At 45.7% G+C, this 12,630-nt stretch carries 12 protein-coding genes; 2 read left to right on the forward strand and 10 right to left on the reverse strand.

Annotated elements, in window-relative coordinates; translation table 11 throughout:
* Positions 1–59 precede the first annotated feature (59 nt).
* Entirely contained in the window at positions 60–494 is a 435-nt protein-coding gene (gene lrpC, locus AC0C66_RS16185) for a transcriptional regulator LrpC (RefSeq protein ID WP_072181712.1), read from the reverse strand.
* A 185-nt stretch (positions 495–679) separates the two neighbouring features.
* Here lrpC and AC0C66_RS16190 point away from each other — a divergent pair, with 185 nt between their 5' ends.
* Positions 680–973, forward strand: coding sequence for a DUF3817 domain-containing protein (locus AC0C66_RS16190; RefSeq protein ID WP_072565758.1), 294 nt, complete (start codon positions 680–682; stop codon positions 971–973).
* Positions 974–1,013: 40 nt separating this feature from the next.
* Here the strand turns inward: AC0C66_RS16190 and amj are convergent, their stop codons facing one another.
* The 5 genes from amj to AC0C66_RS16215 all read right to left on the reverse strand — a co-directional run bounded on the left by amj (position 1,014) and on the right by AC0C66_RS16215 (position 4,848).
* On the reverse strand, positions 1,014–1,823 hold the full coding sequence (gene amj, locus AC0C66_RS16195; protein WP_461845826.1) for a lipid II flippase Amj: 810 nt from the start codon (positions 1,821–1,823) through the stop codon (positions 1,014–1,016).
* Positions 1,824–2,329: 506 nt separating this feature from the next.
* Complete coding sequence (locus tag AC0C66_RS16200; RefSeq protein ID WP_061186218.1) at positions 2,330–2,752, reverse strand: pyridoxamine 5'-phosphate oxidase family protein; 423 nt, start codon at positions 2,750–2,752, stop codon at positions 2,330–2,332.
* Positions 2,753–2,829: 77 nt separating this feature from the next.
* Positions 2,830–3,381 (reverse strand): GNAT family N-acetyltransferase, encoded by a 552-nt coding sequence (locus AC0C66_RS16205; RefSeq protein ID WP_014112692.1) that lies wholly within the window; start codon positions 3,379–3,381, stop codon positions 2,830–2,832.
* Positions 3,382–3,468: 87 nt separating this feature from the next.
* Entirely contained in the window at positions 3,469–3,972 is a 504-nt protein-coding gene (gene lyxE, locus AC0C66_RS16210) for a D-lyxose ketol-isomerase (RefSeq protein WP_079288478.1), read from the reverse strand.
* 15 nt (positions 3,973–3,987) lie between these two features.
* A complete protein-coding gene (locus tag AC0C66_RS16215; RefSeq protein WP_014112690.1) occupies positions 3,988–4,848 on the reverse strand; it encodes an SDR family oxidoreductase in 861 nt (286 codons plus the stop codon).
* A 150-nt stretch (positions 4,849–4,998) separates the two neighbouring features.
* On the opposite strand from AC0C66_RS16215, the gene AC0C66_RS16220 reads away from it, so the two are divergent.
* Positions 4,999–5,595: a class I SAM-dependent methyltransferase gene (locus AC0C66_RS16220; RefSeq protein ID WP_014112689.1), complete on the forward strand. Its 597-nt coding sequence runs from the start codon at positions 4,999–5,001 to the stop codon at positions 5,593–5,595.
* A gap of 18 nt (positions 5,596–5,613) precedes the next feature.
* Here the strand turns inward: AC0C66_RS16220 and AC0C66_RS16225 are convergent, their stop codons facing one another.
* The 4 genes from AC0C66_RS16225 to pbpC all read right to left on the reverse strand — a co-directional run bounded on the left by AC0C66_RS16225 (position 5,614) and on the right by pbpC (position 12,626).
* A complete protein-coding gene (locus tag AC0C66_RS16225) occupies positions 5,614–7,125 on the reverse strand; it encodes a class I adenylate-forming enzyme family protein (protein ID WP_472973628.1) in 1,512 nt (503 codons plus the stop codon).
* A 211-nt stretch (positions 7,126–7,336) separates the two neighbouring features.
* Positions 7,337–9,427, reverse strand: coding sequence for a mannitol operon transcriptional activator MtlR (gene mtlR / locus AC0C66_RS16230; protein WP_090557309.1), 2,091 nt, complete (start codon positions 9,425–9,427; stop codon positions 7,337–7,339).
* Between the two features lie 189 nt (positions 9,428–9,616).
* Positions 9,617–10,519, reverse strand: coding sequence for an aldo/keto reductase (locus AC0C66_RS16235; protein WP_014112686.1), 903 nt, complete (start codon positions 10,517–10,519; stop codon positions 9,617–9,619).
* A gap of 100 nt (positions 10,520–10,619) precedes the next feature.
* Positions 10,620–12,626, reverse strand: coding sequence for a penicillin-binding protein 3 (gene pbpC / locus AC0C66_RS16240; RefSeq protein WP_472973629.1), 2,007 nt, complete (start codon positions 12,624–12,626; stop codon positions 10,620–10,622).
* Between the last annotated feature and the right edge of the window lie 4 nt (positions 12,627–12,630).

Genomic DNA, 12,630 nt, shown 5'->3' on the forward strand with positions numbered 1-12,630 from the left:
ATCACTTCTCTTTCTTTCACGCTCATCCTTTTATTATAACAGACTTGAACAAGCTCTCTCTAACTGCGCCCGTTTTTCGTGTCAATTTCTGAGAAAATAATGTGAGTGACGGTCTGCGCGTAGGGCGATGTTTTGTTAATGAAATCTTCTATCGCTTCGAGGCTTTCAGCGTTGATTTTCAGCATATAGCAGGCTGCACCCGCAATCCGGTAGCAAAATTCGATATTCGGCAATGTTTGAATATAGCTTTTGAACCTCTCGTAATCCGCGTTTTTGACGGTTGCTTCCACAATGCATGAAACGGGAAGCCCCAGCTTTTTCTGATCGACCTCCAGCGTGTATTGCTTAATGATCCCGAACGATTCAAGCTGCCTCACCCGTTCTGTCACAGATGGCGGCGACAGCTTAATTTTCCTGCCTAATTCCCTCATTGACAAACGGCTGTCCTTCTTCAGCTCCTCAATGATATTCAGATCAATCTGGTCAAGTTTCATTTCAACATCCTTCTTTTATGATTTTGTACACATTATCTCGGGTATTTTTGTAAATGACAAGTACAGTCCCCTAGAAATAGTATTTAAAAATGAATGTTTTCCGAACATTTTCTGAAAGCTGTCATATGCGCCCTCTGGATTGTTTATAGTATAGAATGAAAACGTGTCCACAAGGAGGGCGATTTATGCTGCAAACGCCGATCGGAAGACTTCGCACGATGGGTTTTATTGAAGGAATGTCACTCTTAATCCTGCTGTTCATCGCCATGCCGCTTAAATATTGGGCAGGCCTTCCGCTTGCGGTGACAATTGTCGGTTCGGTTCACGGCGGGTTGTTCATTTTGTATTTGCTTGTCTTGGCGTATGCAACCTTCTCAGTCAAATGGTCGCTGAAATGGTCAGCCGCCGGCTTCATCGCCGCTTTTGTCCCATTCGGAAACTTTTTGTACGACCGCGGATTACGGAAAATAAATAAGTAAGCGCGAAAAAGGCTGGATCTTTATGATCCAGCCTTTCTTATCAAAACCACTTTGTCAGCCACGCGATATAGTAGGCGCCCGGAATAAACATCAGCTGGGCGAGAAGAGTGCCTGCCACCCTTGATGTGACCATTGTGACAGAGGTCCATTTTAAATACGTATAGCTTCGTTTTCCTTTTGCCACATCATCGGCAAGAACGGATACCTTAGGATCAACAAAAATCGCCAGCAGCATGGTCGCAATTCCGTTGATCAAGCCCGATGCCATGACGGCTGTCGTGCTGCGCTCCGGCGCCAGAAGGCCTGCGTACAAAGCTGAAAGCACGCCAATCGTATAAATCGATGTGATCAGCATGTTGATGACAAACAAACGCTTCGGAATCAAGCGGATGTGAAATCCCTTTACATATGAAAGAGACGGCAGACGCACATAGGAAAGGGCATTTTTGAATCCTTGTTTTGAGAACCCCTTTCGAAACACTTGAAAAACGGAGCCGCCGCCGCTCGCCAAGTGAATAATCGCCCGTGAAAAAAGAGCGACAAAAGACGGGAGCAGGGTAATGCCCAGGATGGTGCCGACTGTCGATCCGAAAATCAAGAAGCGGAACTGTTCGCCTACAATCGCCAGTGCGTTTTTTCCCGCATCATCAATTAAATGTCCGGTAAAGGGCTGCTGCACCATGTTCGACATTCTGGACACGATGACCATGACATTAAAAAGGGAAAGCGCGGACGCAATAAATCCCACGCGGGCCCCGGAAAGCCTTGTGGCGTAAGCTAAGGTTTCTATCGAGTGAATCAGTAATAAAAAACAGAAAATAAAAAGTACTTGTGTTGTCATGACATGCACGTTATTCTTCCTCCAATTTCATCCTAGAGATAAGACTCGAAAGGAGACAAAGAGGTTTCAGTGCGATGTGTTTTTTAACAATAAAAAAACCGCCGGCGTACGCCGAGCGGTTTGTCTTATTCTTTTCTATACGCAAATAAAGATTATATCATCCGCCAAGTCGGGCGGGTTAGATTCATAAAGCATTGTTCCGAAGAATCATTCTGGAAAGTAAACACCATGGAAATTTCTTGAACACAAGACAACGAAAGCCCTACCTCTCAATCGTCACTGCGGCTCCGAAGCCGCGCCGGTGTGAATTGTAAAACAAAAAAGTCTTTTTTCCATCTCATCGTTAGGGGCGATTTGTTATGAAGGAAAAGAATAAGGGCAGCTGGTTATGCTGCTTGGGGAAGCGGTAAGCTTCTCTCTCAAAACAGAAAAAAGAAGTTTACTTTCTTTTTTATTTGCTTATTTTTCTTACTAGCTATTCATGATAACATATCGCCCCTGAAAACACAAATTTTTTATAGTTCGAGTGAGACCGGTGTTTTCTCTCCGGCATTCATTAATCTGATATCCTCCGGTTCAATTTCAAGAATCACCAGATTCGGATCATCCTTACCGTCAAACCAGCGCTCTAATTTGGAACTCCATATTTTGTCCTTCAGTTCTGCCGAATTGTTGATTTTGGCTTTCCCGGAAACCTCAACATACGCGTCGCCAAAGCCTTCACAATCATAGCCTAATAAAATGTGGACATTGGGGTTGTTCTCAATTTCTTCCGCTTTATGAGTTTCCTTGCTTGTCGGTGTGTAGATCGTCAGCCCGTCATGGAAAAAAGTCATGTAGCGGGAATGCGGCTTGCCTTTTTGAACCGTTGCGAGCGAGCCTACTTTATGGTGATCTAGAACATCCAGCACTTTTTGTTTAATGTCTTGCTGATTCATCTTGAATCACTCCTTTTTAACGTCTCCGCTGTTACTTTTCCACATCCGGGGAAGATTTAAACAAAAAAATGCGCGCTTTATTTTGATCCTTTCCATTCACGCTTCAGCAAGCTGTAATAGACAAGGTCATGATACCTGCCATTAACGAATAAGCCGTCCCGTGCCTTTCCTTCCTCTTGAAAGCCAAGCCGCTCCGGGACCGCTCTGCTTTTCTGATTCCCTACAGCAGCACAGAGAGCAACGCGATTCAGTCCAAGCTCTTCAAAAGCGTACGTGATGAGTGTTCGGCAGGCGGCGGTAACGATGCCTTTGCCCTCATATTCTTTGGCAATCCAGTATCCGATTTCCCCTTTTCGATTCACTTGATCAAGGTTATGCAGACCGATCATGCCGCATAGGCTGCCGTCAAAAAGGAGCCCCGCTTCGATGCTGTTCAGGTCGGCATACTCCCGCCGCCAATCTGGAATGATCGTTTCTCTGTACGTTTCAGCACTGCTTGGATTTTCCGCAAAAAACAGCCACTGGCCGAGCCGCTGCTGATTTTGGATAATGAGTTCGGCCAGCCGCTCCGCATCCTTTGGCTCCAATAATCGAATGGTGATGTGCTCATTTACCTTGCAGGTGAACATTCCCTCGCCCTCTTTCCTTTTTTACCCATTATAACGATGATTCCCTTTTTTTCAACACAAAAAAGGATGGGCTGTTACGCCTCATCCTTATATTCTTGGATCGGTAAAGATATCATGTTGATCTGTGCTCGTCGAAGACATTTCCGTCACCACGGCACCTTCCTCCCCGGCCTGGAACCAATGCTTTGTGTTTGGCGGAATGGTATATTGTCCGCCCGGTTCAAGTTCAATTTCGTGCCAGACCGTATAGTGTTCTCTATCCTCCTGCGGAGGGAGAACCTTTGGAAGCTGCGTTTTTTCTCCTTCTACGTAAAGATACACTTTTCCGTAGCGGCAACGGAATGTCTCCTGCTTGCCTTCCTGGCCGTCGACCGGCGGATGGCGGTGTTCCGGGCAAGTCTGTCCCGGAAACAGCACCAGTTCCTTTGAGCAATAACGGTCCGTATTGACGTAGACAAAGAGCTGGAGCCCGACTTTTCTTTCTTTTCCTAAGCCGTAGTCCATCAGCTGGATTTGGTCTACTTCCTCATCCGTTAATACAATACCGGCTTTTTGATAATAGCCGTTTACTTCCTCTTTCGTGATGTCCATATGTCTCACTCCCTCTTACGTCGTTACAAAGTCTCCGCCGTTGACATGCAGCGTCTGGCCTGTCATGTAAGATGACTCATCTGAAGCCAGCAGCACATAACAGCCGACGTGCTCAACAGGCTGACCCGGACGGCCCATCGGCGTATTTTGCCCAAATTGAGCAACTTTATCTTCAGAGAACGTAGACGGGATTAATGGTGTCCAGATTGGTCCTGGCGCGACTGCGTTTACGCGGATGCCGTCTTTCACAAGCGCCTGCGCCATTGTTCTGGTAAAGGCATTGATTGCGCCTTTTGTCGCTGTATAATCAATCAGCGTCGGGTTCCCGCGATACGGGTTGATAGATGTCGTGTTGATAATCGCGCTGCCCGGTTTCAGGTAATCAATTGCTTTTTTAGTCAAATAAAATTGAGAATAAAAGTTTGTTTTGAATGTGCGGTGAAGCTGTTCGCTTGTAATATCTTTGATGCTTTCCTTCGGATGCTGTTCACCGGCATTATTTACAAGGATGTCAAGGCCGCCTAGTTCCTTGACCGTTTTTTCAACCGCTTCATTGCAGAATTCCTCTTCACCTACGTCACCAGCGATCAGCAGGCATTTTACGCCTTCTTGTTCTACACGCTTCTTCGTCTCTTCGGCGTCCCCATGCTCATCCTTATACACAATGGCGATGTCAGCGCCTTCCTTTGCGTATGCAACGGATACCGCGCGTCCGATCCCGCTGTCGCCGCCCGTAATGAGCGCTACTTTTCCTTTTAATTTGTCCGCTCCTTTATAATCCTCATACTCATACACCGGACTTGGATTCATTTCGCTTTCAATTCCCGGTTGGCGATTTTGGGTTTGGGCCGGCAGTTCTTTTGGATAATTGGCCATGATGATTCTCCTCCTTTGTTTTCATGTCTATTTGTTGTGTACCTCACACGTTCTTTGGATAAACATGGATTGGCACCTTCACATTGCTTTATCAGAAAAATGTTTCACATGAAACGCAAGGAGGAAATAACTTGCAAAGGGGGTTGCTGAATGATTAACATGCTTTCTAAAAAATTCAGCAGGCCAAAGGGCGTAATCGGCATGATTGCCGGGTACATCATGGCTGCTGAAAATCAGACACTGAATCAGTGGACAATAGATCAGCTGGGGATCACACGCGGGGACAGCATTTTAGAAGTGGGGTTTGGGCCGGGATACTGCATGCAGCAGATGCTGAATCGTGAAAAGGACATCCGTCTTGATGGGATTGATGTGTCAGAGGCCATGCTGAAGCTGGCCGCCCGCAGAGTAAAAACGAAGGAGGTGCGCCTGATACAAGGAAGTGTCGAGACATTTCCTCTTAATGCCTCGTTTTATGATAAAGTGATTTCCGTTAACAACTACACCATTTGGAATGACCAAACAAAAGGCATGAAACAGATATTTCGGGCGCTAAAGCCCGGCGGAAAAGCAGCGATTACGATGCAGCCGCGGGAAGCGGATGCCAGTCCCGAGAAAACCAAATCATTTGGAAAACAGATGATTGCTGACTTCAAAGCGGCCGGCTTCCAAGACATTGAGTTGCAATTTAAAAACATGAAGCCTGAGCTTTCTGTCTGTGCAACTGCAAAGAAGCCCGCCACATAAAGTGGCGGGCTTCTCTTTTTACGAATGTACGGCCTGCTTGCGCAAGACGTCTTTTTTCACCTTGCCGAGGTTATTTTTAGGCAGTTCTTTAACGAACTCGACTTCAGGTATTTTGTAAGCGGAAAGGCGTTCTTTACAAAATGCGATGACATCCTCTTCCGTTATACGCTGGCCGCCGTTTGTCACGATAAAAGCTTTCGGCTTTTCCCCGTACAGCGGGTCAGGAATACCGACCACCGCTGTTTCAAGGATTCCCGGAATCTGCTGGATGACTTCTTCAACCTGATCCGGATAGACGTTATCGCCTCCGTAAATAATGACATCCTTGTAGCGTCCAGTGATGAAAATAAAGCCATCTTCATCTACATAGCCTGAATCTCCAGTTCTAAACCAGCCGTTTTGCAGCACTTTCGCTGTCGCTTCAGGATTGTCTTCATAGCCTTTAAATAAAAATGGGGTGTGAACAACGATTTCGCCGATTTCTCCTTGAGGGAGTTCTTCTCCCGTCTGAGGATCTTCCACTTTGACTTTAACACCTGCCACAGGCTTTCCTGCAGAGGCCGCTTTATCCATTCCCATGTCAGGCGTCCATGTGCTGATTCCCCAAGCTTCAGTGCTTCCATACCCGTGCGCGAGCGGAATGCCGATATCAAGATAGCGGCGGATCAGGCTGCTCGGCACTTTTGTTCCGCCTGTCATTAAAATCACAAGCGAAGATAAGTCGGTTTGGTGCGTTTCCCACGCTTCAAGCAAATACGTGTAAAACACAGGAAGAGCCATCACACTCTGAATTTTTTCTTCTTCAATGACCTTCAGCATATGAACAGGATCTTGGTCCTTTGTAAAAATGAAGGTTGTGCCTGCAAAGGTTCCAAGCATGATGCAAATGAGCGCACTCGTATGATAAATCGGGTGGCACGCGAGAAAACGAAGGCTCTGCATGCGTGTTGTTGAGCTGTTGGATCTTGCTACGTATCTGTATATGCCGCCATGTGTGATCATGCATCTTTTCGGGTTTCCCGTTGTTCCAGACGTAAACATCAGAAGCGCTGTATCATCAGGGGAAACCATTTCAGTTTCGGGCAAATGATCAGGACCAGCAAACAGAGCTTCAAATTCAGCAGATGTTTCGTAAGCAGTCCCTGTTTCCATTGTTAAAGACAGTGAAGACAGTTCAGGAAGAACTTCGTCCAGTGTCTCTTTAAACTCCGCTCCATAAAACATCGCTTTTGGTTCACTTGCTTTTAAAATACCTGTCATTTCATATGGTTTCAGCTGCCAGCTGACAGGTACGACAACAGCACCTATTTCAAGCGCAGCAAACATAACAGTTGATGCGGGATGACCGTTTTTGCAAAGCAATGCAATACGGTCGCCTTTTTGAATTCCTTTTTGCAGCAGGGCATTCGCCAGCTGATTAATCCGTTTGCGGTAACCTTTATATGTCAGTGTATGAGCTCCGCTTTTTACAGCTTCTATTTCTTCGCTATCCGGCATGTCATGCAGAATCAGATGCTGTAATGTTTCCATATCGTCATCTCCTATATTCTCTTGAATCTTCAATTATTTGTTAGATTTTCTTCCTTACCTCACCCATTTTAACCCAAAAAAGATAACTTGTAAAACTATTTCATTTTGGAATTATTCCATTACTGAATGATAAAATAGTCCCACTTTTTCTTATTTTGTACCCTATCCACATAAAAACACACGCCAATTTTTTGACGTGTGCCATGCCGGATTACAGTATGTTTTTTCCCTTTATCCATGTGAAAAATATGCGGTTTAACCGCTGATACAGTTCTTGTTCTCCCTCTCCCTGAAACCCCGCCATACTCTCTCTGCTCTCGATAATAGCGGAGCTGATCGCGCTTAAAATCTCCGATCCTTCAGCAGATAATGAGCTAGGCGCCATCATCACAAGGATGCGTGTCATGCTGAGGGTATTTCCGTCCATGCCATTCACTTCATAAGAGGTGCTCAGATCATACATTTTGAAAAAAGGCAGGACGATTTCATCATTTTTGAGATGATAAAGCGCCATGTTCGTCCCCGGGATTCCCAATCCCCCTTGTTTCTCCCGCTCCGCCAGGCAAACCGCTGCTTTTTTCGGATCACGGATCAAGCCATCCTTCTTCAGCTGTTGAAAAAGCTCTAACAAGAGCATACTATGATCCGGGTTTGTTTTGAGGTGAGTAAGTGTAAAGTGGCGCAGAACATCTTGAATGACGGCCATATACCGCCCCATGCTTTCCGCCGCTTTCAACATGTCAGGTACGTCATCTTGCTGCACCTCTTCCTTCGGGCTTCTGTTTTTCTCAAGAATGAGCGGAATTTTCCGCTTGATATACTGTTTCACCTGGTTTGCATCTTCCTCGTTTAAAAGCGGGCTGACCATAATGTAATCAATGTTTTCGTAAGGAATCGGAACGGTGGAAACGATCATATCATAGGCTTGGACGTCCTTGCCCTTCAGCTCGATCAAAGATGACATATCAAACGATTGAATTTCCGGCAGTTCTTTCTTCAGTCTGGAAGCAAGCATTTTCGAAGAGCCGATCCCGCTCGAGCAAACGACAAGCGCTTTCACTTTTGCTTCTTCTTTTTTGATTTCAAGGGCAGACCCGAAGTGAAGGACGATAAAAGCGATCTCATCATCAGAAAAGGACATACCCGGAAAATACTTTTCCACGCCTTCTTCGATCGCCATATAAAGCAGAAAATAATCGCGCTTGATCTGTTCCTTCATCGGATTATATATCTCGATATTCTCTTTTATGCGGCTGACGGCCGGCTCCAAATGGGCGATCAACCCTTCATATAAAGAGTAGTTTTTCGTGAGATCCATTCTGATTTTGTCTGAAATAAAAGCAATGAGCCGCTTTGTTTGCAGGGCTGTTTCCAGTTCGATTTCCTGTGCTTTGTATTCTGTTTTGTATTTTCGATTGGCGCTTCGAAGGTGGATTGTAATATAGCCGACCTCCGCTTCTGGAATCGTCACGCCGAAGGCACGTTCAAGCTCGCCAGCGATTTCAAGAGCGGAGCTGTATTCTTTCGCATTTTTCAGTTCCTCAAGCTCATTTTGCTCCATGGTGATGGTTTCCCCAAGCTTGATCCGTTCGATCGCAAACGTCAGATGGACGACGAGCGCTATATAAGAGCTGTCGGACAATGAAAAGGCGATTTCTTCTTTCAGCTGAAATAGGATACGCTCCATTTTTAACAGCTCGCCTTTGCTGACTACACCAAACATTTTCTCTGACTCTGAAGAATCCGCTTTACCTTTGATGTTTAATTCAACCGCTTCCAAAAACATTTGGATGTCGAGGCGGTTCACAATCAGGTTGCCGACAATTTTACGTTTTGCATTCTCCGGTCCTATGAGTTGGATGCCAAAACCTCTTTTACGGATCAGTGTCAATCCGAAGGGAGAAATCCATTTCTCCAGCTCGTCTAAGTCATAACTGACCGTGGCATTCGTCACCTGCAGGTCATGAGCTAGCGTGTACAGCTTGACGGGTTCCTGAGACTCTAATAACGAACAGAGAATAAGCAGTTTCCGTTCGTCCGCGCTATATTCATGCTGTTCATATGATAAATCGGTAAGCAGCTTTTGTTTATCTTCGGGACTTCCCACTGCCTTCAGCCCTTTTCCAGGCTGCTTATCGAGCGTAAGCCCAACAGTTTCCATCAGCGGCTTAATTGATTTGAGCTCCCTGTGAATGGTTCTCGTGCTGACTTCCATCAGCTCAGCAAGCTCAGTTACGGTTACATATCGATTTTGTAATAACAAGTGCTTTAAAAGCTTTTGTTCTCTGGCAGTCATATACATAAAAAAGGCCTCCTAGACAGTCATGATGTGCGGATGAAGTCGCAAGGAGATACAGGAGAGGAAAAAGAGAGGTTTTCTTTATAATATAAAACGCTTTCAAGTGAGTTTCAATCACTTATAAATGGTAATTTGGCACTAAGCGGTGTGACAATATTGAAAAAGCACCAGCTGCTAAGCTGGTGCTTTTTGTTAAGGAATATCGTAACCCTGTACGGCTGTAAAAATACGGAACCACTGATCATGGTCAAGCTTGTATGCCAAAGCATTTACTGCGGCGGAAATCCGCTCGCGTTTTCCGCTTCCGACAATCGGCATGATGCCGGCCGGATGCGTGAACAGCCATGCGTACATCACCTCGTCCAATGAAGCGGCGCCGATTTCCGCCTGAACAGATTCGAGCGCCGAGCGGACACGGCGGTCTTTTTCCGTGTCACCAGTGAAAACTTTGCCGCCTGCCAGCGGTGACCAAGCCATCGGCGAAATCCGTTTTTCTTGGCACAAGTTCAAAGTGCCGTCCAGAACATTTTCTAATTCATATGCAGAAAGCTCAATTTGGTTGGTCACGAGCTTCTCAGGCAAATACGATTCCAGCATGCGATACTGGTGATCTTTAAAATTTGAAACGCCGAAGTGCCTGACCTTGCCGGAGCATTTTAGCGCCTGAAACGCCTCTGCTACTCCCTCCGGATCCATGAGCGGGTCAGGTCTGTGAATCAGCAGTACGTCGATATAATCCGTTCTAAGGTTTAAAAGGGATTGCTCAACAGATGCCAAAATATGTGATTTGCTTGTGTTATAATGATGCGATTTGTGTGCGGGACGTTCAGGTGATTCAAGAACAATGCCGCATTTTGTGACCAGCTCTATGTTTTCCCTTAATCCGGGCGAAAGGGCAAGGGCATTTCCAAACAGTTTTTCGCACGTATAGCCTCCGTAAATATCCGCATGATCAAAGGTTGTGATGCCGTGATCGATACACCATTCAATGAGGCTGAGCAGCTCGGCATCTGAATAGTTCCATTCATTCAGCCGCCAAAGCCCGTGTACGACTCTTGAAAATTGAAGATCCTCCGCCAATTGAATACGCTGCATGCAAAATCCCTCTTTTCTTTGTATAAACCGGGTTTTGCCCCTTATTAGTTCATTCGGCCTCAGATCCCCTTTTTCCTTTCGCTCCTGTCAAAAAGGCATTTTAATTCGATTGAAATTGCTTTTTCGCTTTCTCAACAACATAGTGGCTGCCACCGCGGTCCTGCACATTTTGGATCATCATGGCGACAAGCAGGTCTTTGTTTTTATAATCGTAGCCGACGAACCAGCCATTTTCAGCGCCTTCTTTATCATCTTTAGATGTTTTCAGCTCGGCTGTTCCTGTTTTTCCGGCAACGGTGATTCCTTTCACGACAGGCTGATACGCTGATCCACGCTCGTCTTCCACAACGCCCTTCAGTCCTTTTGTAATGTCTGCCGCTCCTTCCTTCGTGACAACTTGCTTGTGCCAAACATCAGCTGTTTGCGAATCTTTTTTGATTAGCGTCGGTTTGACAAGATCTCCGTTGTCGACAAATGGCGTGTAAGCAGCCGCCAAGTGAAGCGGAGACATTTGCATTTGCCCTTGTCCGTACCCCGTATCAGCAAGCAAAATGTCTGAATCGAGCTTGTCATTTGCGATAGACGATTGCTGGATCGGGAATTCATATGGAATATCCTCTGAGAAGCCGAACGTTTTCAAGCCTTTTGTGAAGGTGTCCGCTCCCATATCAAGCGCGTTCTGTGCAAAATAAATATTGTCTGACGTAATAAGGGCATTTTCAAGATCAACTTGCTGAAGGCTCTCTGACACACGTGTCACTGAATAGCCGCCCCAGCTCGAATCTTTTTGCCACTCTTTTCCTTTGATTGTTTTCTTCTCATCCGCTTTTAGGGTGCCGTTTTTGATCCCGATGGCAGCCGCAATCGGTTTAATTGTAGAACCCGGTGCGTATGTTTTGTTGAATTTCGCTGAAAACGGATTGTTTTTATCTTTGTTTAGTTTTTTCCATTCCTTATCGCTCCAGCCGAAAATAAATCCGTTTGGATCGTAAGAAGGCGCGCTGACAAGTGCGAGTGTTTCGCCTGTCTTCGGCTGCAGCGCGACTGCCGTCCCGCTGTCATCCTTCAGTTCATCATACAGCTTCGTTTGCGTTTTGATATCAATTGTAAGATGAAGATCCTCGCCGTCCTTCGCTTTCTTTTCAGCGATGACTTCTCCAGTTTGCGGCACGTAGATTTTCCATCCGGTTGTGCCTCTTAGCTTGTCTTCATACACATTTTCAAGTCCGGCGATGCCGATGTTAGACGTATCGCTGTACATTCCGTCTTTCTTTTTCTTCAGTTCTTCCGCAGTGATGGCGCGGACATAGCCTGTCAAATGGGCTATCTTTTCGCCATACGGATAATAGCGGGAGCTGACATTCGTTCTTGTTACACCTTGTAATGACGTCGCCTCAGACACTAATTTTTGCTGGTCCGGCTTGACCTTTTTGACCGGCACAAACGAATCGTCCTTCACCCAGCCTTGATCCAGCTTTTTCTTGATATCGTCTTCAGTCAAATCAAGTTTTTTCGCGAGCTCTTTTATGACTTTTTCTTTTTTGTCGCCAAGCTCTCCGGGAACAATTCCGATTTCTGGAACATCTGTATTGATGGCTAAGCCTTTCCCATTTTTATCGTAGATTTGGCCGCGTTTTGGTTCAATGCTCATAATTTGTACCGTTTTGTCATCAGCCAGCTGCTTGAAAATAAACGATGGGTCCCAATCTATATTCCATGACTCCTCGTCATCTGTTTTTTCTAATTTCAGCACGGCGGTATTTTTGAAGCTGACCTTGCCCGCATTTGTATCCATGCTGACTTTATACGGGATGTGCTTCATCGTCTTGTTGTCTTTATCGTCTTCATCCACTTCTCCCGCAGTGACTTTCAGATGTTTTACGCCTGCCTGCTCATAGATGGTTTTATACCTGTTGACGAAATCTTTTTTGGAGATTTCTTTTTTGACATCTTTAGTCAGGCTTTGATACATGTCATCGAATTGCTGATCGTTCCACTGTTTCACGAATGCTTCCATGCGATCCTCTGGTGAATCTGTCTTGGAGCATCCGATTAACCCAATCAATCCGACGCATAGAAATACTAGTAGAATACACTTTTTTAACATGACT

Source organism: Bacillus sp. VA13 (assembly GCF_055710085.1).

Bases quoted from the DNA above. Each gene is read 5' to 3' on its own strand.
- AC0C66_RS16235 (WP_014112686.1), bottom strand. From the start codon at position 10,519: ATGCAGCGTATTCAATTGGCGGAGGATCTTCAATTTTCAAGAGTCGTA.
- AC0C66_RS16215 (WP_014112690.1), bottom strand. From the start codon at position 4,848: ATGGCCAATTATCCAAAAGAACTGCCGGCCCAAACCCAAAATCGCCAA.
- pbpC (WP_472973629.1), bottom strand. From the start codon at position 12,626: ATGTTAAAAAAGTGTATTCTACTAGTATTTCTATGCGTCGGATTGATT.
- mtlR (WP_090557309.1), bottom strand. From the start codon at position 9,427: ATGTATATGACTGCCAGAGAACAAAAGCTTTTAAAGCACTTGTTATTA.
- AC0C66_RS16200 (WP_061186218.1), bottom strand. From the start codon at position 2,752: ATGAATCAGCAAGACATTAAACAAAAAGTGCTGGATGTTCTAGATCAC.
- lyxE (WP_079288478.1), bottom strand. From the start codon at position 3,972: ATGGACATCACGAAAGAGGAAGTAAACGGCTATTATCAAAAAGCCGGT.
- AC0C66_RS16225 (WP_472973628.1), bottom strand. From the start codon at position 7,125: ATGGAAACATTACAGCATCTGATTCTGCATGACATGCCGGATAGCGAA.
- AC0C66_RS16220 (WP_014112689.1), top strand. From the start codon at position 4,999: ATGATTAACATGCTTTCTAAAAAATTCAGCAGGCCAAAGGGCGTAATC.
- AC0C66_RS16205 (WP_014112692.1), bottom strand. From the start codon at position 3,381: ATGTTCACCTGCAAGGTAAATGAGCACATCACCATTCGATTATTGGAG.
- lrpC (WP_072181712.1), bottom strand. From the start codon at position 494: ATGAAACTTGACCAGATTGATCTGAATATCATTGAGGAGCTGAAGAAG.
- AC0C66_RS16190 (WP_072565758.1), top strand. From the start codon at position 680: ATGCTGCAAACGCCGATCGGAAGACTTCGCACGATGGGTTTTATTGAA.